This window comes from Alteromonas sp. 1_MG-2023, from assembly GCF_030547075.1.
GTDB lineage: Bacteria > Pseudomonadota > Gammaproteobacteria > Enterobacterales > Alteromonadaceae > Alteromonas.
Map to the genome: position 1 here is coordinate 111,444 of NZ_JAUOQH010000008.1, position 21,114 is coordinate 132,557.

A 21,114-nucleotide genomic window follows, 5' to 3' on the forward strand; every position below is an offset into this window, starting at 1 on the left:
TTAGTTGCCCAAACGTCTAGTTATCCAAACGTTTACTTACCCAAGCGCCATGCCGTTGGCTTGGCAAAATGGTAACCCTGCTGATAAACAACTTGTATCTTTGAAAGTGCATTGCTTTCAAGCTCACTTTCAACTAGCTCAGCGATAACCTTAATTTGTAGACCGTTCGCTATGCTTACTAGGCTGCTAACAAATAGTTGATTGTCTTTGTCTTCGTGAATATTTTTCGTCAACTTGCCGGAAATTTTTACAAAATCTGGCTGAATTGCCCGTAATCCACTTAATGATGCAAGATTGTCGCCAAAATGTTCAATAGTAATAATGCATCCTGCGCTTTTTACCATTTCACAGAATTTAAGGGTAGCTTCCCGGTAATAAATAATAGCCGAGTCTTCAATTTCAAACGCTAACCTACTGCATAACGATTTATTTTCTTTTAAATATTCGCCCAACCATTCGCAGAATTCAGCATTGGCAATAGAAGCTGATGCAATGTTAGCGGCTACCGTATGTGAGGAAGCCATTAACTTACTTACAATTAACGATGTAACCAATCTATCTACCTGCGGCACCAAGTGTAACCTTTCAGATGCTGGAATTAACTGCGACATTGGTATATCTGTATTGGTCGCTTTGTCTTTAAAGCGTGCAAAGCCCTCGTAATAACAAGGAGCTTTATTTTCTGTACTAAAAATGGGTTGAATTAAAATGTCGGCATACTGTTGCAATAAAATGTTGTTCAGTCTTTCGCGCCATTCGGTATTGCTATGAATATGGGTTAGTTCAGAGGCAAACTGCCAACCTCTGTCTAGTTTAGTAGCCGCTAATAACGCGCTGTCAGCTTTTTCCAAAACTTCAGCAAAGCTATTATTACTTGAATATTTAGCTGCTCCTAGCCAAGCTGTTTTATCACCATCTTTAAGAAAATCTATTTTATTAATGCGGGCTGCAAGGCTTTTTAGGCGATTTTCGCACTCTTCTTGCGATACAGCCTCCATCAGTAACGCAAAGTCAGAGCCCGACACTCTAAACAGCGTTACTTTGTCAGGGAACTCTCTTACCGCACTTTTTAAAACTTTAGCAGCGGTAGTGACATAATCGTCACCTTCGGCCCCACCAAACAAATTATTAATTCGTGCAAGTTGAGTTAACCTAATTAAAACCACATAACCCTGTTCTACCGACGCTGTGCCACTTAACAGTGCATTCATGTGTCTATTGAATGCGTTTCTGTTTGAAAGCCCGGTTAGGGTGTCTCCATACGCGATGGCCTTAAATTGCTCGGCCCTAGCAGTAAGTTCCTTAAACATACTTTCTACAGCTCTAGATAGCTTATTAACGGCTAAAGTAATAAACGAAAATTCCTTGGTAAAAGGCTGGTAGTCAATTTCGGAGAATTTTTGATTTTGAATATCACTGATTTTTTCAGTCACTATTCTTAAAGGTTTGGTAATTTGGTGAATAATAATAAGTAGCACTAGGTAGGCTACAACAAAGGCAATAGCAAACATGATTGCGCTTTGCGTAATACTCTCCCACAGCTTTTCGTTAGCAAGGCCTGGGTGACTTTGCACAGAAAGGCGGCCTGCAATAGTCCACCCGTCGTTCAATTCCGTGTCTTTAATAGGTGGTGTAACGTGAACGGCTTCGGTAAACCAATTTGGTACAGTGTTTAATCTGTTAGGGTTTTGCCTAATTATTAACGTTTCGCCGTTACTATCTTTTAAAGATATGGTTTGATAGTAGCCTCTATCAAAAATAGCATTCACCATAGTTTCGGCAACGGCTTGACCATTTTCTTGAGATAAAAAAGGCGCCATCGCTAAACCTAGCGAAGTAGCGGTGTCTTGAGCGTGGGTGGCAAGTTGTTCGTTTACGTACTCTTTAGTCATTTTAACGTTAATAAAAAACGAGCCGGCAAATACGGCCAGTAAAAAAATTAGCAAACTAACGCTTAGTTGGGTAGATAATTTCATTGTTCTTATGTATCTCCGAGCATTACGCTATTTAAACGGTCTATCATGTCGTCCCACATTTTCATGGGGCCGCTGCCTCTTAGCTTTCTGCCTGTTCCCATTGACTTTGCTGCCCATAAGCCTTCACCATTAAAGCTATACACAGGCGCAAGATCTCGTCGCTGGCTTGCCGGTAATATACGGCGATTTATATTATCGAGCACTAAAGGAACAGATGTAGGAGTTGGATAGTACGCTAACACCATATGTGCCTGATTCAATTCTAATGCAGTTACATACATAAGCCGCAGTTGCGATTCAGGTATTCCCAATTCTAATAATGAAAAGTATTTGGCAATTGAATAGTCTTCACAGTCGCCAGCACCTGTACTAATAAACTCGATAGGAGTGGCCCAGTAATCGGGTTGTCGCCAATGTTTTAAGTCATCTACAAAATCAAATTGGTTAAAAAAGCGATTTACCTGATATAACTTTTCGTCAATATCGTCATTTTCGATTTCGCTAACTAATTGTCTCCACTTTGCTACATCGGTAGACGCCTGCTTACCAAATAAGCTTTCAATTCTATTGTAAACCTGTGAAGTGAATATGTTTTCTTGCTGAGCTGCAACAAATGAAACGATGCCAATTAACAACCCAGTTAGCGCATAAGTACAGGTTCGGCGGTAATTTTTACACGCGTAGCGAGTTGTCATGCCTGTTAGACCCTAATGCTTCATACTAAAACAGTTTGTACAGTGTAGTAGCTGTCAAAAATATTTAATCACTTCTTAGTACTATGGAAAATGTGATAGTACATTGATAATGGCAAAGTTATACGAAAGTTTAAAGCGGTTTTTCATGCAAAACCGTATATTTATTAGCCATTGGCGATATTTGGCATGTTTCATGTATGGCAAAAACCGAAAAATAAATAAATTATCGCTATTTATTTATCACTACAAAGCCTATTAAGAAGTTGCCGCTGCAACTCGAAATGAAAGTGGCTAACTAGGGGCTATACATAGTAGCTATATTATAAGCAGCCAGATAAGTGTTGTAAATTTACCACAAAATCAAATTTAAGCTGTGCTAAGCTTATACTTAGCATTTAGTCTAATGACAAGGAATAGAGCGTTTCATGCTGAGAAGTAATAGTCCAGTAGTGTTTATAATAAATTCCCTAGAAGGCGGTGGGGCTGAAAGGGTTATGGCTAAGTTGCTAACCATTATGGAAGATTACTTTTCCCAGCTTAATATTCCAGTGCACCTTGTATTGCTAGATACATTAGAAGAAAGCCAAACCTGCCCGCAATATGTAACTAAAACCGTATTAACCAGCAACGGTAGTTTGAAGACAGGTTATCAGCAATTAAAGCCCCTATTAAAATCACTAAACCCACAAGTGTGTTTCAGCTTTTTAACCCGAAGTAATTTCTTAAATATCGCGATAGCGAAGTCTTTAGGTTACCGCGCAATTATTAGCGAACGGGTTAATACTACAAGCCATTTGTCTGGCGGTTTGAAAGATGGCGTCAGTCGTTTTTTAGTTAAGCTGCTTTATAAACGAGCCAATAACGTTGTTGCTGTTTCCGAAGGCGTAAAAGCCGATTTAATTCAGAACTACGCTGTGCCCAAACTAAAAATCTCGCTTCTATACAACCCTTACGATATTACCCAATTAAAAGAACTGGCAAGCCAGGCGGTAACAGATATACCTAAGGCGCCTTACATTATTGGGGTAGGGCGGTTAGTTAAAAATAAGAACTTCTCATTATTATTAAATGCATACGCGAAAGCCAATATAGTCGAAGACTTGGTTATTTTAGGCGTGGGCGATGAAGAGGTAATGCTTAAAGAACTAGCTTCCACACTAGGTATTGCTGACAAAGTACACTTTTTAGGGTTTAAGCCAAACCCATACCCGTATGTGGCAAATGCAGAGTATTTTGTTTCGACCAGTAATGCCGAAGGTTTCCCGAACGCTATTGTAGAAGCTATGTGTTTAGACAAGCCGGTAATCGCAACAAATTGCGAGTCGGGGCCAGCCGAGATCATTGCAGAGCAATACCCTTATCAAGTTTCTGGTGCCAGCGAGGAAAAGAATGGCATACTGTGCGAATTAAATAATGCACAGGGTGTTGCCGAAGCCTTGACCCTCTTCAAAGATAGCGCAGATAGGGCGCGCTATGTTGAAAAAAGCCAAGCGTGTGCGCAGCAATTTTCTTACGCGGCATTTTATAATCGCGTAAGCGCCATTCTAGAAAAAGATGACTAATTAACTATGTTTGAAGCAATCAAACTTTTAGTTGCAGTAGTTAGCCTGATAATGGTTTATAGAACTATTACAGGTAACTGCAACAAGTACTTAGCTTTTGCGATTTGCGCTATTTGGCTTAGATATTTTCTATCTGCCTTCCATACCATCACATACCCACCATTAGTGGCTGGCTTTTCTATTAACGCATTGGGAAGTATTGGTGTGGCTGGACTGGGCCTGTTACTAATTCCTACCGCAGTGTTTACGTTAAAAAAACTGTTTCCTTTTTATGTGTTTTTTATTGCGATAGCAGTAAGTGGTTTCGTAAACCTGCAAATCCCTGGCACAATAAATGTGTTGGTTAAATGGTGTTATTTTTTAGTATTAGCGGGTGCGTTATTTCTATCTATTCGCAGCCAAGGGCAAAATGAAACGTTTAAGAAGTTGCTAGTCGCTTTTATTATGCCAGTGGCTCTTCAAATATTATCAATTATTCTTGGTCAAGCTAAAGCTGCAGAGGCTGATGGGTCTACAAGTTATATTGGTGGTTACAACCATGAAGCTGCCTTTTCTATGATAATTGTGAGTTTTGTGTTTGTAGTGGGGCTTACAGAGCGCAGCTCAATACGCTTTAGAACAGGCTTGTTCTCATTATCGATTTTTCTACTTATTCTAGTTAATTACCGAACAGCAATTCTTACGATACTGCCCATCGCCGCAGTATTCTATTTTACATTAGTAGAACAACGTTTAAAACCTTCCCAAAAAGCACCAGTAATGACTATCGTCACCATGTTTATTGTTACAGTATTTATGGTGCTTTCATTTACCATGCGCGAACGTTTTGCTGACGTAGGTTTATTGGTAAGTAATTTAGATATAATCTTTAAGGCTCCAATTTATTTTAGTGAATCTGAAAAAGATATCATGTCTGCACGAGTGTTTATCTGGAGCCAATATATAGACGCATTTACAAATGCGAATTTACTAAACCAGTTGGTGGGGTTTGGACCCGATTCATGGAAAGGCGTGTTTGCGAAATACGCACATAATACGTATGTCTCAAACCTGTATGAATATGGTTTTTTAGGGTTTAGTGCTTTTATTTATATGTGCGCTTTTTGTTTGCTTCAGGCATTTAAAATTGCCAGTAAAGGATTATCTAAAATAGTAGCCTTTTCAATTTTAGGTTTTCTGATAATGAACATGGCGACAATGCCATTGTGGAATATTGAAGGCCTAGTTTTCTTCGCCATTTTGATAAGTGTAGTGTTTTCTTCATCAACGTCTAAAAAACCAATTTTTTCTAAAGTAAATGGCAGAAAAGTAAATCATGAGGTTCGTGAGGTAATATGAAGATATGTGCAATAGGGTTACGTGGGATACCTGATGTTATGGGGGGCATAGAGTCTCATTGTCAGCAGTTGTATCCTCGTATGGTTGAAAGTGGTGTTTCGGTTACAGTAATTGCACGTTCTCCGTATGTGAACCAAAAAAAGTATACTTATAAAGGTGTTAACGTAATAAGTGTGTGGACATTACAACATAAATTTTTAGAAACATTTATGCATACTTTCTTCGCTATTCTATACGCTAGAATTTTTGTGCATCCAGATGTTATTCATCTTCATGCTATTGGCCCTGCTTTGTTTACACCATTGGCTAGATTGTTAGGCATGAAAGTGGTGGTTACCCATCATGGTGCCGATTACGACAGGCAAAAATGGAATGGTCTCGCTAAGTTTATTCTTAAGACTGGCGAAAAAATGGGTGTGCTTTTTTCCAACAAAATGTTTGTTGTAGGTAAAACACTTACTCAAAGATTAAAGACACAGTTTCCGAAACAAGCCGCACAAATTAACTATGTGCCAAATGGAATGCTTCCATCATTTACAGGTGCTATAGCTGCGAGTGCTCTTCCGAAAGAACTATCTATATCTTCACAAGGTTATATTTTAACAGTTGGTAGGTTAGTACCAGAGAAGGGCTTTCACGACCTTGTTACCGCTTATAAGGCTTCAACTACTCATTTAAAGTTAGTGATTGTGGGGAAAGCAGATCACCAAGATGAATACGCTGCTTCTTTGGCTAAAGAGGCAAGTGCAAACATAATTTTCGCGGGGCGAAGATCTGGCGATGAACTAAAGGCACTATACAAGCATGCTAAAGTGTTTGTTCTACCCTCATACCATGAGGGGTTACCTATCGTAGCGTTAGAAGCTATAAGCGCAGGTGCGCCAGTGATATTAAGTGATATTTTACCGAATAAAGATATTGAAGCACCTGATGACAGTTACTTTTCAGTGGGAAATACTTCTGCATTATCTAAAAAGATAACTGGGCTAGATTCACTGAGTTTAGAGTTAGACCAAAGTGCTTTTTTGTATGAATTCAATTGGGATAGGATTGCAGAAAAAACCATCACACTAATAAATATGATTGGTACGAAAGGTGATAGCCGATGAGTTTGAAAATTTCAGTAGTTATAACCACTTATAATCGTCCTGATTGTTTATTGGAAGCCTTAGATGGCATTAAAAATCAGCAATACTCGCCGTATGAAATATTTATTATTGACGACAATTCAAGCTGCTCGTATGACAGTGTTAAGCCGGCTGTTGACTCTTTGAATGCAAAATATTGTAGGCAAGATGTTTCATGTGGTGCGAATAAGGCAAGAAATTTAGGCGTTGAATATGCCAGCGGTGATGTAATTGCCTTTCTTGACGATGATGATATTTGGTTACCAGAATATTTAGCTACTTTGAGTGAGCTGTACCAAAAGGGAGCAGATGCAGTTGTTTCTGGTTTTAAACAATTGGGAAAAGAGGACGTAATTGTAATCAACAAAGATACCTCAGTGACTAAATCTTCGTTACTACGAGGGAATACTTACTGTGGTATGAGTGGGTTTAGTGCTAAGCGCGACTTGCTAATCAAGAGCCAATTCGATGAAGCCTTAAATAACGGGCAAGACTGGGATATGTATGTTCGATTATTTCAGCAGGGTGTCTCTTTTATTAACGTGCCGAAACCGATCTTTCTCTATCGATTTCAAAATGAAGATGGAATTGGCGCAAAGGTAAGAAAAATGAAAATCGAAAATATTGATGAAAGGATAGGTTCTGCAGTAAAGCATCGTCAATTTCTAGGCGAATACTGGTTCAAAAAAAGAGTGTCAGAGCAACTGTTATTTTCTTTGAAGCACAAAAGTAACAAGTTCGGCTGGATAAAATATTCAATTGAAAAAACAGGAATATTTGCAACAGTAATGTTTTTTGTCCGCGCGCTTAAGAGAAAGTTAACTAAAAGCCCGATGTCAATCTGACATTTTATTAACTCATTTAAACAATTAATCATTTTAAGATAACAATAGGATTATTTATGAAAGCAATTATTGAAGGTGGGAAGATCCCACAGGGAACAGTAAATGTCAGCGGTGCTAAAAATTCAGCAACAAGACTTCTTGCAGCAGCATGTATATCCGATGGTGAAGTAATACTTCAAAATTTTCCCACTCAGCTAGTTGATGCACAGCATAAGATTAGATTCCTTCAGAACATTGGTGCAGAAATCATTGTGGATGACGAAGCTGAAACTTTACGCATTAACAGTGCTGGAATAACATCAACGGAACTTGATGTTTATGATTACCCTATCCGTACAACTTACCTTCTTGCTGCGGCACAAATTAAAAGATCTGGAAGTGCGAAAATTCCATACCCTGGTGGTTGTAAAATCGGTAGTCGTGGTTATGACCTTCATATAATGGTCTGGGAGTCGCTGGGCTGTAAAGTGACAGAAGAACCAGAATTCATACATATTGAAGGAAAAAACTTCATTGGCGGTCAGATAAAGTTCCCTATTTCAACTGTGGGCGGCACAGAAAATGCTCTAATTTGTGCGAGCATGGCGGTAGGTAAAACAGAAATTATTAATGCTTATATAACACCAGAAATTGAAGACCTTATCGATTTTCTAAGAAGAATGGGTAGTGTAATTGAAGTAAATGGCAGCAGTAATATTGTTGTCGAAGGTGTCGATTACCTAAAAGGCACAATTAAAAGTGTAATGTATGACCGAATTGAAGCACTAACTTGGCTTGTTTACGGCGTGCTTTCAAAAGGTACACTTCTAATCAATAACGTCCCTTTTGAATCTATGGAAGTACCATTGCTCCATTTAAAAAAGATGGGGATAGATTTTTTAAGTAATTCAAATAGTATCTATTTTTCACCAGATTGTATCAAGAATGGCCAAGTTGAATCTTTTGAACTAGCTTGTGGCGCGCACCCCGGCATCATTTCTGATATGCAGTCATTCTATACTCTTCTAGGTATAGTCGCTCAGGGTGATTCACGAATCTTCGATTATCGTTATCCTAAGCGCATTGCTTATGCTGATGAATTGCAAAAATTAATTGATGTTCCAGTTGTTGAGACTGAGGAAGGCAAGATTACTACACGTGGTCCTGGTGCTTTTATTCCAGGAGAAGTAACGTCCACAGATTTACGCGGAAGCATGGCTTTAGTTATGGCTGCTTTGTGTGCTGAAGGGAAGTCTGTAGTAAATGATGTAGAAATGGCACTCCGTGGCTACAACAACCTTGAAGGGAAACTTTCTCAACTTGGCATACATATAGAAATACAAAAGTAGGATAGGTTTATGGAACTCCATTTGCCGTTAGATTTGCAACAGCAACTTAACGCCAAATTCAAGGGCGAGGTAGAATACCTCGTCCCGCTGAATGAATTAAGTTATTGGAAAATTGGGGGATTAGCTCAATGTGTAATTACCCCTCTTTCTCTTGATAGCTTGCAAGAAGCTTTAGCTATAACTAGTGAGTTCAATGAAATTCCAAGAATAGTTATCGGTGATTGCTCTAATCTTCTTTTCGACGACGAAGGGTTTAATGGAGTTCTCATAAAGATTGGTGACGGCTTAAGTAAAATCTCCGTAAGCGAGAATAGTATCTACTGTGAGGCCGGGGCATGGGTTCCTGAGGTTGCTTACCGTTCATATCGTAACAGTTTGAGTGGTATTGAACATATATGCGGTATACCTGGACGTATAGGCGGCTTAGTTTATATGAATGGTGGTAGCCAACGTAGGGGAATCTTAGAAAACGTTGATAATGTAGTCGTGATGTCGCTTAAAGGGGAAATCCGAACCATTTTCTCTAATGAAATTATTCATTCCTATCGTGAGTCACCATTTCAAGGCGAGCCAGTAATTATTGCTGCGGTAACGTTAAAGTTAGAAACGAAGTCACGCGCAATAGTACGAAATGACATGCGGAAAATATTATCGAGCCGAAGAAAGAAGTTTCCTCGAAAACTTCCTAATTGCGGCTCCGTTTTTCTTTCGAACCCAGCTATGTATGATGTTATAGGCCCCCCAGGGTTCGCTATAGAAAAAGCAGGATTAAAAGGCGTGAGAAAAGGTAATGCTCAGCTTTCGCCTTTACACGCGAACTTTATTGTTAATTTAGGTGGAGCAAGTAGTTCAGACGTATTGTATTTAATAGCTTTAGCACGAAATACAGTAAAAGAACTTACTGGGTTTAGTATGGATTGTGAGGTCAGATATATCCGCCCAGACGGTGAAATGATGCAAGCACATACGTATACCGACAGCTTAGACGTATAATATTCAAATAATAATGTAACCCGTAATTTAGAGCATCAGAGTACACATGTACAAGTTCAATGAACATGGTGCAGGTTACGGATGTAATGTTGTTCAAAATATTACTAAATATGTGCCGCGAAAAGGAAACTTGTATCATGGAACATCAAAAAATAAGCGTACTTTATTTTCTTAATCGTTTTCCGCTTCCTTCAGAAACCTTTGTCATTGATCAGATCTGTGGGTTGATGGACAGAGGAATAGACATTAGTATCATTTCGCTTATCAAAGGCGACTACGATAACATGCATGAAAAAGTTGTAGAGTATGGATTAGACAAAAAGACAGTATATTTGTCTGAACAAACAAGTCATAAGTTTTTTAGTCGTATATTTTCTTTAGGCACTTCCTTATTCAATCCAAAGATTATTGCCTTACTAAACTTTTTTAAATACGGCAGTGTCGCTAGAAATTTACTTCTTCCTCTAGTGGAGAAGAAAAAAGAGAAAAAAAGCTACGACTTCATCATTGCTCATTTTGGAACAGCTGGTGTTACAGCAATGAAAATAATTGATGCTAATGTATTGGAAGGTAAACTTATACCTGTTTTCCACGGTGCTGATATTTCGAAGAAAAAGAACTTAGAGACATATCAAGCAGATTATCAATTATTATTCAAAAAATCCTTTGCTTTATTCCCTATTAGTGAGTTGTGGAAAAACAAACTAATAGAACTAGGGGCTGAAGATAATAAGATTTTGGTCAATAGGATGGGGATTGATGTCGATAAATTTGATTTTAAGAACTCTAGCCAAAAAGAAGACAAAATTTTCAGGATAGTTTCTGTTGCACGTATGGTCGAAAAAAAGGGCATTGATGATGCCATTCAGGCAATGAGTTTACTCAAGAAGAGTACTGAAATTCGATTTAAATATGACTTAGTTGGTGGTGGCCCGTTATTAGATACCTTAAAAGAACAGGCTAATAAATTAGGCCTCACAGACATTATAAAGTTCCACGGAGTACAAACCCACTCTGGTGTAAAGAAACTTTTAGGTGAAGCTGATATATTCTTGTTGCCATCGAAAATCGCTAGCGATGGTGATATGGAGGGAATTCCCGTTTCACTGATGGAATCAATGTCTAGCGGTATTGTAACGCTCTCGACGTTTCATAGTGGTATTCCAGAACTAATAGAGCATGAAGTTCAAGGTTTTTTAGTGCCAGAAAATTCACCATCAAAAATTGCTGAACAATTAAAAAGAATTGTAGAAGGCGAATATAAATTATCAGAGATAAGACTAAATGCATTGGATAAGGTGCAAGGTGAATTCAACCAAAAAAATGCGTACGATCAAATGTACAATTTTATGAATGAAAATTTAAAAAAATCTACGCCTTGTATCACTAAAATTAAGTAGAGCGAGCTTACAAAAAGTTATGGGAAAAACAAGTTCAGTTCTAAACTCTTCGTCTTGGACACTTGGCGTCAAATTCATTGAGCGAGGTATATCGCTCATTATCTATATTATGCTTGCGCGCTTTTTAAGCATAGAAGAGTTTGGTGTAGTAGCATTTGCTATGCTTTTTTTAGAGTTTATTACGGTTATAATAAGCAGTGGCGTTAAGGACTTTATTCTTACTAGAAAAGAAGTTAATAGAATATTTATTGATACATGTACATTTTCTGTTGTAACAGTATCAATATTCGTCTCTTTGATATTTTATTTAATTATGGATTTGTTTTTTATTGGCAAATCAGAATTAATGCAAGATGTATTCAAAGCACTTCTTTTATTACCCGCAATTTCTTCGTTCAACATTGTTCAAACAGCATTACTTCAAAGAAATTTTAGCTTTAAAAGTCTTTCACTAAGAAATCTTATTTCAACGCTAGTGGCTGGTATTATTAGTGTCTATTGCGCATTCGATGGTTTTGGCGCATGGGCCTTAGTTATTAATCAATATTGCAAAGTAATAATCGATACTATAATTTTACAAATCATTGTTAAGTATAAACCTGGCTTTTCGTTTTCATATAAATATTTCAAAGAGTGTTATAGCTTTTCAATCCCGCTTTTAGTGTCAGAGATCATGAATTTTTGGTCAACTCGAATGATGGATTTATTCGTGAGCATTATTCATGGCGCTGGAAGTTTAGCTATCCTTAATATATCTAGAAAATTTACACGGTTAGTTCAACAGTTATCTTTAACATCCTTACGGCCTGTAGTTTTAAGTTACTCATCGAAATCTGAAAATAAAAGTCAGGCTTTTGCAAAATTCATCTCTTACATCACATTTTTTGTAGCCCCTGTGTTAATAGCGATAGGTGTATATGCTGAGTTTTATGTAACTACAATATTTGGCACTCAATGGGAACCAGCCATCGGGATAATAGAGGTATTGTCATTTACGGCGGTTGCTCAATGTTTGTCTTGGTATTTTGGTCTAATCTTGATCACTAAAGGGAAAAATTTACTTCTATTCAAGTTGAATGTAGTATTCACACTTATATTTTTTCTAGCCGGCTTATTAAGTTATAAACTAGAATTTTATGATTATATTATAGTTCAAACAATTTTTATAAATTTAGTGTCTATTTATAAGATTTACTTTCTTGTGAAAAATAAATATATGCTTCTTTCCGATTTCAAAGCTTATATTCTACCTTCAGTGTTTTCGTGCTTTATATTTGTTTTCACCTCTTTAGTCTTTAAGTCAATCTTAGGATCATACGTTAGTGACTCAAAATGGTTATCTCTAGGAGGATCAATCTTTTTCTCCCTAGCAAGTTTTCTTATTTCATTTATTATCTCTATGTTAGTTTTTAAGGTGTTCAGTAGAGATATTAAAGATGCTTTATCTAGAATTGCTTCAAAGCGAAAAAGTGAAGCTTAAACGGCACACATTATATAAATTAAAGGTTCATTTAAAATGGATGAAATAAAAGTTTCGATATGCGTAGCGTACTACAACAGAAGTGAGTACGTAAAAGAGTGCATTCAGTCGCTACTTGATCAAGATTATGATTCGTTTGAAGTGGTCGTGGTAAACGATGGCAGTTCAGACCCATTAACAGGCTCCTTTTTAGATGAGATAGATGATAAACGCTTAAAAGTCATCCACCAAGAAAATACCGGGTTTGTTGGGGCAATTAGAACCGCAATTGAATCCTCTAGAGGTACTTATGTGGCGATTCAAGGGGCAGGTGATGTTTCCCTCCCACTTCGTATTAAAAAACAGGCCGATGTTTTAGATAATAACCCTGATGTTGGAATCGTCAGCTGTCTCTTCGAGAATGTTGTTTTTGGTGGCGAAAATGATGGTGCGAGAAAAAAAAGAGGATACAGTAATTGTAATAACATCACTGCTGATGATTTCTTGGCGGGATCTAATCCCTTGGGACATGGCGAGGTAATGTTCAGAAGAAGCCTTTACGATAAAGTTGGCGGCTACAGATCTTATTTCAAATTCTCTCAAGACCTTGATCTGTGGTTATTGATGATTGACCATTGTAAAGTAGAGATCATTCAAGAATATTTGTACGAAAGACGTATGTTCATGAAAGACGGTGTTTCAACTGATGGTACTAAACAATTCCTTCAAAAATATTTAGCTGAATTTTCTAGGCAGTGCTATCACGATCGCAATAAGTACGGTATGGATTTGGTGGAGCAGTATGGCTTACATGCGGGGCTTTTTAAATATCCTAATAAAAATTTATCGGGATTAATAGCTAGTAAATGTATACATTGTATGTTGCATGAAAATGTTAACGATTTGAATTTTTATTTGAGATTTAGTAGAAGTGAGCCAGCTACACTAAAGCTAGTTGTAGTCTTAACGTTGGTAAAAGCTTACAAAACAAAGTTAGGTAAAAAGATTGTCCCTAAATTTATTTCAATATTTAAATCCAAATAGGCAGTGATTTTTTGCAGCTATTTATGTGAATTAGTGTGATTACCAAGGAAGACTGACGGTATAAGTACCAAGCGATTTTGACTAACTAATATACTATTGGATATTGTCATTAGCAATTGCAATGCTATTAAAAATAGTCACTAATATGCGGTAGCAGTTATTGAAATTTAGCCAAAATAAGGATGTTGAATGAAATCAATTATTCTATTTACTTTGCTTCTGATCAACGCGCCTTTCGCGCAAAGCGCTATGGATGAGATCCCTTTGCATGTTACAGATGACGGGCACTTTAGTCTCGAAGCAGTGATTAATGGAAGAGAGGGGAGATTTATTCTTGATACAGGCTCAACGGGGACTATTGTTGGCCTGAGTAAGCTCGAATATTTCGGCATCAGAAAGGCAAAAAGCACTATAGATGGAATCGTTGTAGGCGACGAGGAAAAAGGCAAGATTGAAACCTTCCCAATTAGCATCGAGTCACTGGTCATAGGAACTCACAAGCTAACAATCAAGAATATTCATTCAAATTCAACACTTCATCTAGGGTCTGAGATTGACGGTATTATAGGCCATGATGCAATTGTTGAACTACGCGCTATGGTTGATATTAAGAACAGCAAGCTTTTAGTACCAGAAAAAGGCATTGACGTAAAAGCACTTTTTACAGGTTCTGATTCAAAATATACCGCCATTCCTCTGCTTCAAACTGAAATGGGATTTACCTTAGTTAAAGCAAGACTTGAGCAACATGATGTAGTCATGCTAGTGGATTCAGGTGCACAACAAGTCGTCTTGGATATGTCTGTAGTAGCCGATGATTTTGGGTTCGATTTGGAAAATCATCCAAAAGCCAAATTAGTTGGCCGTGATGGAACAGAGACGCCGATGAAAGTCATCCTGAACAAAACAATAAAGATCGGAAATGCAGCAATTGATGGCGATTTTCTCGTGGCTGACTTTGGTGCTCTAAAACAGAGTATTGGGTCGAAAAATGGAACGTTCATGGGAATTATCGGTAACAAAGAGTTGGCTTCTATCAACAGCATTATTGACGCTGCCAACGGTATTATATATGTGCATAAGACTTAATCACACAAGTGATTGATTATCCTCTTAACTTATCGAATATTGAAGGTTTTTTATGTCGGCAGAGACTTCGCCAAACTTAATGCGATCGTATCCATTCTTTCCCTAAGCCAAATATTGCGGACGCCGCTAGCGTGTATGATGACGTTTCTTTCAGCCTCAAGCAGTCGAGACACTTTCGCCTATCCAAGGTGTGGGTTAGCTAGTGAGAACTCGATGACGATTTTTTCGATAGCTTTGTCCGTGCGATTTTTATGATGAAGATCGGGTGTTTCCTGACGTTTTAACGCTTCGGTTCCGTCCTCTTTAATCAGCTTACGATGGCGGTAAATGGTATCGCGGGAGACGCCATTAAGTCGGGATGCTTCAGCCACATTCCCAAGCCTGTCTGCCAAAGCTAGTACCTCAAGCTTCTTCTGGATCTCATTGTCTTCCGAGGACAACTTTTCAGGCTCAGTGACTTCTGTTACCTGTAGCTTTCGTCCGGCGAAGTACGCTTCAAATCGCTTATTTTTACCTTTACGAATTTCAATTTTCTGGTTTGCGATAGAGTGCTATAGCGGTGAGTCGATGAAATAGAGTTTGCCCCTGTAGCTAAACGTATGGTCGTTGCGTATTTTCCGGTAGACCTTGGTGATGCAGATGTCATCAAGGTTGGTATAAGGCGACACTGGCGTATATTCCGTGTCTGGTGTTCTTGATTTTACAACCAGATTTTTACGCCAGAATTGAGGGATGAAGACATGTTGGAGGTAGCTATTTGCGCCAGTCATGTCAGTAATCTTGTTGAGTCGTAGCTCCGGTATCAACCTGTCTTGCAAGGTATCGAAGGCTCGTTCAATTCTGCCTTTACCCTGAGGAGAATTGGCGAAGATGATTTCAATCCCCAACTCCTCACAGGCCCTTTGCATTTGGGAGAAGTTGCAGCGTTTAGGGCCACCGAAAATTTCGGCACGATCGACATACAGGGTTTTAAAAAGAGCATATTTCTCAACGACTGAGCGCATTACTTTCATAAACCCTTCAGTCGTTTCTGACGGAAAGAACTCAGCATGAATATTACTGTTGGCATCATCAATCATCGCGATTAAACACGACTTTCTATCGCCAAACCAGCGATGTGTGCTGCCGTCTATTTGCAACATTAACCCTGGCGCTTCCATTTGCTCTCTTCGTTTGTGAACACGGGTGCGCCTACGTTTGGCTCGTTTAACATGATGGATATCATGTGCCCATTTACGCAGTGTCTCGCGCTTAACAACAATGTGTTCGTGAGTCTCAAGCATTACGGCGAGGTGCAACAGGTTCAGGTCATAGTATTTCTCGCGGATTAGCGACTGAACTTGCTGCTTAAGGCTGTCAGGTGTTTTATTAACTGGCTCGCTGCCTGTATTTCCGTGAACAACAAACTGTAACCCTTGGCTTCGGTAACGCTGTAAATAACGTTCAACAGTACGTCTGGACTTATTGGGGAGCTTAGTGGCATTGGCTATCGTAATTTTACGCTCAGCCACTTGAATCGACCAGGCTTTTACCTAAACTCTTCTTTTGGTTGGTCTAAAAAGGGTCATAAACATCTACATAGACTATTGGAGAATCGAACACACTTTCAAACCACAATAGGTTTTCATGAAGGCGACTAGTTTTATTAATGGGGAAGTGGGCAGATGAAACGGACAGTATCATTAAGGCAGATTTGAGATTGAATAGGAACTAAGTACTGGATCATAAGAGAGCCTCAGCTTCAGGAAACATGTTACTCGATAACTTAAGTAAGACTGCCTAATTAATGAGTAGACCACTTGAGGTTGAATTCTGGGGCCAATATTAGATCATTACTGGTGGGAGGAGTGTCAATAATGCTCCAATGATATAACGTGATTAGATTAAAATAATTTATCAAAGATATATAGAATCTCAGAAAGTGAATTAATATCCCCTTCGAGAAGCAAATATACTAACAATTTGTGACAGACATAAAAAAGGCCTGTTTCCTATATTTGGAAACAGGCCCATTAATATCACTTTTAGAGTTTTAATTTGGGGTGGTAATTTAAGCTTTAAAACGCTTTCTTCTGGCTAAAAAGAATAAAGACATTGCAAACATTCCCAGTGCCGCTGGAGCATTGGCTGAGACAGGAGCAGATGGGTTAGTGGCTACCAAAGATTCACAGTCGGTCGCTCCATTACAAACTTCAACGTTCGAGAATGATAAAGATGCACCGGAAGTTCTATCTGAGTCCAAAATAAAAACTAACTTATCGAAGTTACCAGTGAAAAATGTACCCACATCAATTGCAAAATCAACCGCGCCGTCCCCAAAATTATAAGTAGAAATTTGGTTTGCATTAGTACCTTCGTTACCGCCAAGTTGGAACAGGCTGCTTGCAGTTACTGAATTATCGTCTTCAAAACCAATGCCATACCACTCTGCTTCATTCCCAGATGCTTCCATTGTGAAGTAAAGTGTAGAATCAGAAGTAAGTGCGAATAAATCAGAAATCGATACCCAAAGGTTACCAGTCAAAGTTAAGGTTGATCCGTCAGAGCTGGGTGAAGCGCTGCCAGAAATTGCTTGGTTGGCGAAATCTGATGTAGAGTAATCATTAAAATTAATAAATGCTGCGTTAGCTGAAGAGCTAATTCCGCATACTAATGTCATAGCTGCTATAAATGACTTGCTAAAAATCTTCATTTTTTATCCTCAAAGCTTGCCTACGGCGAAGTTAAAACTAACTTGTAATATCAATGCATATTAAGTGCCAATAATTCAAGTTATTGAATTTAAGTTGTTTTTTATTTTTCTTTTTTTGGGCTAAAGTAGCTTGTAAAAAAATCTGACATAATCATGTCCGCTTTTATAGTTGTGATATCGCTTGGTAGATTGCGTTATCAATTTTACTTAAAGCCCTAATTCGCTCCATCATTTCAGCATTTTTGTAGAGGTCTAGTGATAGAGATTTATTAGGACTCGAATTTTTATTATCGATTTTTATCTTTGTATCAAAATGGCTGTTGAACTTCTGTTGCCAAGCATTCAGATTTTCTAAAGTTCCAGCGACACTAAATTTTTTAAGGTTGTTGACCGCAGACTCTATAGCTTCATTTTCATTGGCTAAAATTTCGTCTGCATCAGTGAACTTCGAAAAATACCGAGCATAAGTTGTAGCAGAGTGTCTAGCAAATGCCGAGTCTAGGTACACATCAATTTCTTCGTCGTGTTTTGCCCAGTCAGAGTCCTTAAATTTGTTATATACGAATTCTGAAACAAATCTTTTATTAGGGTCTCGGAGGATCGTAATAAAATTCCAGTTTTCTTTAAATTTGTCTACTAATTCGGGTCTTGCACGGCAATGGCCGGTGGTAAACTGTTTATACTTGTCACTTAAATTAAAAGCTAGTTGAGCCTCTCTAGCGATAGACATATCGATGTTTAGAAGCTCTGAGCAGACCTTGCTTCCTGCTAGGTCGATATGGCTTGATAGACGAGTAGCTTTGAATAGGGTAGGGTATAAAGATGCGTGAATAGCGTTAGATAAAGACACTCCAGCGCATTTAGGAATGTGACAAAAGAAGACTTTTGGGTATCGTGATAATATCGTCTCAGCTTTTGTTTTCAGAAAACCCTGCATGTACGTTTAACTCCTAATTACTACGTTGAATACTCTTATTGAATTTAATTCTTTATTCCGATAGGAATAAACGTTTCTTTTTCATTAGCGCTACTCTTTAATGTAGTCACTTCTAGATTAGAAAAGGTAACAGTAGTCTTGTTATTAATTCTTTCTATTTCATCATTATCTAATATGAATACTATATAGCTTAGAGTTCCTAAATGATACTTGCTAAGATCAATATTTACATGTCCGTTTGTGCTTTTATTCAATAAAAGTTCGAGGTTGTTACCCAAGTTTTGGGTTCCAGCAAATTTAAGTACTTTAGACGCAGTTAGAGAATTATTCGTTTCAAGGGCTATGCCTATAATTTCTGCAATTCCATCTATTTCGTAGTCTAAAGACAGCGTCGTGCCTTCGCTTACATTAATATCTACAGGAATTTTATACCAACTATTACCTGATAGTTTAATTCTGTTGTTATTGGTTACGATAGGCTCACCATATTTTGTTTGGTTATCAAATTTAGAAAGCTGCTGTATATCTATATTTATTAGATTGTCTGTATCCTCATTAGCTACTGGAGCCTGTGGTGCAACATCCAGCCTAGAAAAGTTTGGCACTACAAACTCGCTGCTCAAAGGAAGAATTACAGAGGGATCGTTGTCTAACGATAAAATGTATGATGAATCATTAGTTAGAGGGTGTTCTACCAAGCTGTCGGAAGCTACATCTAAATTTGGTCGATTAACTTTAGTATTGTAAATCACGTTATTAATAAATTTTGATAAGTGATACTTTTCAATATCGTATATTCCCAAGCCGACAGCCCTATTATGAAGCCTATTGATGATTATATTATTGAGAGCTTCTACCCAGAAAGTTTTGTCACTTGCCACGCTAGAGCCTGAGATCCCGTTACGATCAGTATTAATAAAATTTTCTACTATGTAAGTTTTACCTCCTGGTTTTGATAGCAGGCCCCCAGCTTTAATAGCAGTCCATTCCTTACCCCTTTCGTCACCTAAATCATGAATGTAATTATGGAAAAGGTAACTTGGGCCTAATCGATTCGGCGCAATACTGATACCTGCATAACCTTTAGTCAGCTCATTGTTGTATACAAGAACATTTCTTTGGCTTCCATCTATTTCAAGTAGATCGTCGTTTGCATAAGCTAAATAGTTACCGTAAATTGCTGAATCTCGAACGAAACCACCAGTTAATTCTGTGTTTTTGCGACCTTCAATTACATCATTAAACCTGTGAGTATCCGTACCGAAGAGCCTATTATTCCTAATTATTATTTGACCACGATACTTTTCTTCTGGATGATACGCCCATATTTGAACTGCATTTGGCCCTTTTGGGTGACCGTCCCCCCAATGATTGGCTTTATGATTTGGACTATGTATTTCACAGCCTTCAATTACAACAATACCAGTGCGTTCTAAGTAGATTCCTGAATCGTAATTGATTGGTGATGAACTATCTTCCGACACATACCCTATATTATTTTTGTAGAAATTGGGGACTTGGCCGTAGTTTGAGATATTGCATCCTTTAATCCAAATGTCGTGGGTGTTTTTAGCGTAAATACCATAGCGTTTCCCACCTTTGATGGTGAGGTTCTCGAGAACAATATATGCTTGTGAACCTATGTTTACCGCTGCACCTACATCATCCGAGGCTAAGATAGTCTGACCGTCACCTATGATTTTTGCATAACCATCTTCGCTTCCATATATATTTAATGCTTCGAGATCAAGTTGGCCCCCACTGTAAATTTCAGATAAGTAGTAAATTTTGTCAGGATCAATCGGCGGGGTATTGGGGCGTGTCCGAAAACTAAATGTGTAAAGCTTATTGGTATCCTTTTCTTGCCAAACCAAAACTTCTACGTCGTATGAAGTATCAGCTTCTAAATGAACAATACTCCCTGATAAAGACCCATATACTGGATCCCAACTTAATTCAAATGCTGGCTGCCAAGAATTATCACCTGTTACTTTATATTTCACCTCACTCCAGTTGCCTTCATCTTGCCCATAAATAACAATTCCCGCTGAGTGTATAAGTGGAGTGACACTATTTTCCATTCCCGTGGCAGAGGCATCTAATACAATTGTAGGGTCTATATTGTACTCAACAGCGATTGCTAAAAGCCTACTTTTATCGATCAGATTCTTTTCAGCCGCATAAGTCAGAATTCTATATGCATCAATTGGGAACAACGTGATGAGAGTTGAAATAGCTGAAGGCGTATCATCAAAATTAACTAGTTTTTCGGAAATTTCATTACCGCGATATTTATCTTTTTTAATTAGCAGTAGTGTGTCTGTTGAATACAAGTGAATGATATTGTCTTTATGTTTTGAGATGATTACTTTAGACGACTTCGATACCTTCATTCTTGAGAGCGCAGTAGTTATTTCGAGTTCACTACTGGCTTTACTTGCAACGAGATGTGTTTGAATTGCATCACCTAGCTGATTGGTAACCGAGCTATCTTGTTTGGGGCGCTTTGACACTGAACAGGACGCAAGTGTCATTATTAATGCAATAATAAAAACAGAGAAAAACTGCCTATAAAACATAGTGTGGGATTTCATGCGAAAATCCTTTAGCTGATTCAGAAAAGATAAAA

General features: G+C 38.1%; 15 protein-coding genes and 1 pseudogene. 10 read left to right on the top strand and 6 right to left on the bottom strand.

Annotation, left to right across the window (positions count from 1 at the left end; translation table 11 throughout):
• Positions 1-32 precede the first annotated feature (32 nt).
• Positions 33-1,976, bottom strand: a complete 1,944-nt coding sequence (locus Q4561_RS10525; RefSeq protein WP_303460052.1) for an EAL domain-containing protein — start codon at positions 1,974-1,976, stop codon at positions 33-35.
• A gap of 5 nt (positions 1,977-1,981) precedes the next feature.
• Positions 1,982-2,671, bottom strand: a complete 690-nt coding sequence (locus tag Q4561_RS10530; RefSeq protein WP_303460055.1) for a transglutaminase-like cysteine peptidase — start codon at positions 2,669-2,671, stop codon at positions 1,982-1,984.
• Positions 2,672-3,096: 425 nt separating this feature from the next.
• On the opposite strand from Q4561_RS10530, the gene Q4561_RS10535 reads away from it, so the two are divergent.
• The 10 genes from Q4561_RS10535 to Q4561_RS10580 all read left to right on the top strand — a co-directional run bounded on the left by Q4561_RS10535 (position 3,097) and on the right by Q4561_RS10580 (position 14,856).
• Complete coding sequence (locus Q4561_RS10535) at positions 3,097-4,233, top strand: glycosyltransferase (RefSeq protein WP_303460058.1); 1,137 nt, start codon at positions 3,097-3,099, stop codon at positions 4,231-4,233.
• Positions 4,234-4,239: 6 nt separating this feature from the next.
• The gene (locus Q4561_RS10540; RefSeq protein WP_303460061.1) at positions 4,240-5,571 is read left to right on the top strand and encodes an O-antigen ligase; all 1,332 of its coding nucleotides are present in this window, start codon (positions 4,240-4,242) and stop codon (positions 5,569-5,571) included.
• Positions 5,568-6,680 (top strand): glycosyltransferase family 4 protein, encoded by a 1,113-nt coding sequence (locus tag Q4561_RS10545; protein WP_303460063.1) that lies wholly within the window; start codon positions 5,568-5,570, stop codon positions 6,678-6,680. The genes Q4561_RS10540 and Q4561_RS10545 overlap by 4 nt, the downstream gene beginning before the upstream one ends.
• The gene (locus tag Q4561_RS10550; RefSeq protein WP_303460066.1) at positions 6,677-7,543 is read left to right on the top strand and encodes a glycosyltransferase family 2 protein; all 867 of its coding nucleotides are present in this window, start codon (positions 6,677-6,679) and stop codon (positions 7,541-7,543) included. The genes Q4561_RS10545 and Q4561_RS10550 overlap by 4 nt, the downstream gene beginning before the upstream one ends.
• A 56-nt stretch (positions 7,544-7,599) precedes the next feature.
• Positions 7,600-8,871, top strand: a complete 1,272-nt coding sequence (locus Q4561_RS10555; RefSeq protein WP_303460069.1) for a UDP-N-acetylglucosamine 1-carboxyvinyltransferase — start codon at positions 7,600-7,602, stop codon at positions 8,869-8,871.
• A gap of 9 nt (positions 8,872-8,880) precedes the next feature.
• A complete protein-coding gene (gene murB, locus Q4561_RS10560; protein ID WP_303460072.1) occupies positions 8,881-9,864 on the top strand; it encodes a UDP-N-acetylmuramate dehydrogenase in 984 nt (327 codons plus the stop codon).
• Between the two features lie 137 nt (positions 9,865-10,001).
• Positions 10,002-11,264 carry a glycosyltransferase gene (locus tag Q4561_RS10565; protein WP_303460073.1) on the top strand — a complete coding sequence of 421 codons (1,263 nt, stop codon included), beginning with the start codon at positions 10,002-10,004 and terminating at the stop codon, positions 11,262-11,264.
• Positions 11,265-11,283: 19 nt separating this feature from the next.
• Positions 11,284-12,744, top strand: a complete 1,461-nt coding sequence (locus tag Q4561_RS10570; protein WP_303460075.1) for an oligosaccharide flippase family protein — start codon at positions 11,284-11,286, stop codon at positions 12,742-12,744.
• A 36-nt stretch (positions 12,745-12,780) separates the two neighbouring features.
• Entirely contained in the window at positions 12,781-13,767 is a 987-nt protein-coding gene (locus Q4561_RS10575) for a glycosyltransferase (RefSeq protein ID WP_303460078.1), read from the top strand.
• Positions 13,768-13,956: 189 nt separating this feature from the next.
• A complete protein-coding gene (locus Q4561_RS10580; protein WP_303460081.1) occupies positions 13,957-14,856 on the top strand; it encodes a retroviral-like aspartic protease family protein in 900 nt (299 codons plus the stop codon).
• 50 nt (positions 14,857-14,906) lie between these two features.
• On the opposite strand, the pseudogene Q4561_RS10585 reads toward Q4561_RS10580, so the two are convergent.
• The 4 genes and pseudogenes from Q4561_RS10585 to Q4561_RS10600 form a co-directional block, all read right to left on the bottom strand.
• Positions 14,907-16,373, bottom strand: a pseudogene (locus tag Q4561_RS10585) (ISNCY family transposase).
• A gap of 533 nt (positions 16,374-16,906) precedes the next feature.
• The gene (locus Q4561_RS10590; RefSeq protein ID WP_303460083.1) at positions 16,907-17,548 is read right to left on the bottom strand and encodes a hypothetical protein; all 642 of its coding nucleotides are present in this window, start codon (positions 17,546-17,548) and stop codon (positions 16,907-16,909) included.
• 163 nt (positions 17,549-17,711) lie between these two features.
• The gene (locus Q4561_RS10595) at positions 17,712-18,485 is read right to left on the bottom strand and encodes a sulfotransferase family 2 domain-containing protein (RefSeq protein ID WP_303460085.1); all 774 of its coding nucleotides are present in this window, start codon (positions 18,483-18,485) and stop codon (positions 17,712-17,714) included.
• A 44-nt stretch (positions 18,486-18,529) separates the two neighbouring features.
• Entirely contained in the window at positions 18,530-21,079 is a 2,550-nt protein-coding gene (locus Q4561_RS10600) for a right-handed parallel beta-helix repeat-containing protein (protein WP_303460088.1), read from the bottom strand.
• Positions 21,080-21,114: the final 35 nt, after the last annotated feature.

What these genes read in the sequence shown, in the direction of transcription:
- Q4561_RS10600 (WP_303460088.1), bottom strand. Translation starts at nt 21,079, where the DNA reads ATGAAATCCCACACTATGTTTTATAGGCAGTTTTTCTCTGTTTTTATT.
- Q4561_RS10545 (WP_303460063.1), top strand. Translation starts at nt 5,568, where the DNA reads ATGAAGATATGTGCAATAGGGTTACGTGGGATACCTGATGTTATGGGG.
- Q4561_RS10590 (WP_303460083.1), bottom strand. Translation starts at nt 17,548, where the DNA reads ATGAAGATTTTTAGCAAGTCATTTATAGCAGCTATGACATTAGTATGC.
- Q4561_RS10570 (WP_303460075.1), top strand. Translation starts at nt 11,284, where the DNA reads ATGGGAAAAACAAGTTCAGTTCTAAACTCTTCGTCTTGGACACTTGGC.
- Q4561_RS10540 (WP_303460061.1), top strand. Translation starts at nt 4,240, where the DNA reads ATGTTTGAAGCAATCAAACTTTTAGTTGCAGTAGTTAGCCTGATAATG.
- Q4561_RS10575 (WP_303460078.1), top strand. Translation starts at nt 12,781, where the DNA reads ATGGATGAAATAAAAGTTTCGATATGCGTAGCGTACTACAACAGAAGT.
- murB (WP_303460072.1), top strand. Translation starts at nt 8,881, where the DNA reads ATGGAACTCCATTTGCCGTTAGATTTGCAACAGCAACTTAACGCCAAA.
- Q4561_RS10535 (WP_303460058.1), top strand. Translation starts at nt 3,097, where the DNA reads ATGCTGAGAAGTAATAGTCCAGTAGTGTTTATAATAAATTCCCTAGAA.
- Q4561_RS10525 (WP_303460052.1), bottom strand. Translation starts at nt 1,976, where the DNA reads ATGAAATTATCTACCCAACTAAGCGTTAGTTTGCTAATTTTTTTACTG.
- Q4561_RS10580 (WP_303460081.1), top strand. Translation starts at nt 13,957, where the DNA reads ATGAAATCAATTATTCTATTTACTTTGCTTCTGATCAACGCGCCTTTC.
- Q4561_RS10530 (WP_303460055.1), bottom strand. Translation starts at nt 2,671, where the DNA reads ATGACAACTCGCTACGCGTGTAAAAATTACCGCCGAACCTGTACTTAT.
- Q4561_RS10555 (WP_303460069.1), top strand. Translation starts at nt 7,600, where the DNA reads ATGAAAGCAATTATTGAAGGTGGGAAGATCCCACAGGGAACAGTAAAT.
- Q4561_RS10595 (WP_303460085.1), bottom strand. Translation starts at nt 18,485, where the DNA reads ATGCAGGGTTTTCTGAAAACAAAAGCTGAGACGATATTATCACGATAC.
- Q4561_RS10550 (WP_303460066.1), top strand. Translation starts at nt 6,677, where the DNA reads ATGAGTTTGAAAATTTCAGTAGTTATAACCACTTATAATCGTCCTGAT.
- Q4561_RS10565 (WP_303460073.1), top strand. Translation starts at nt 10,002, where the DNA reads ATGGAACATCAAAAAATAAGCGTACTTTATTTTCTTAATCGTTTTCCG.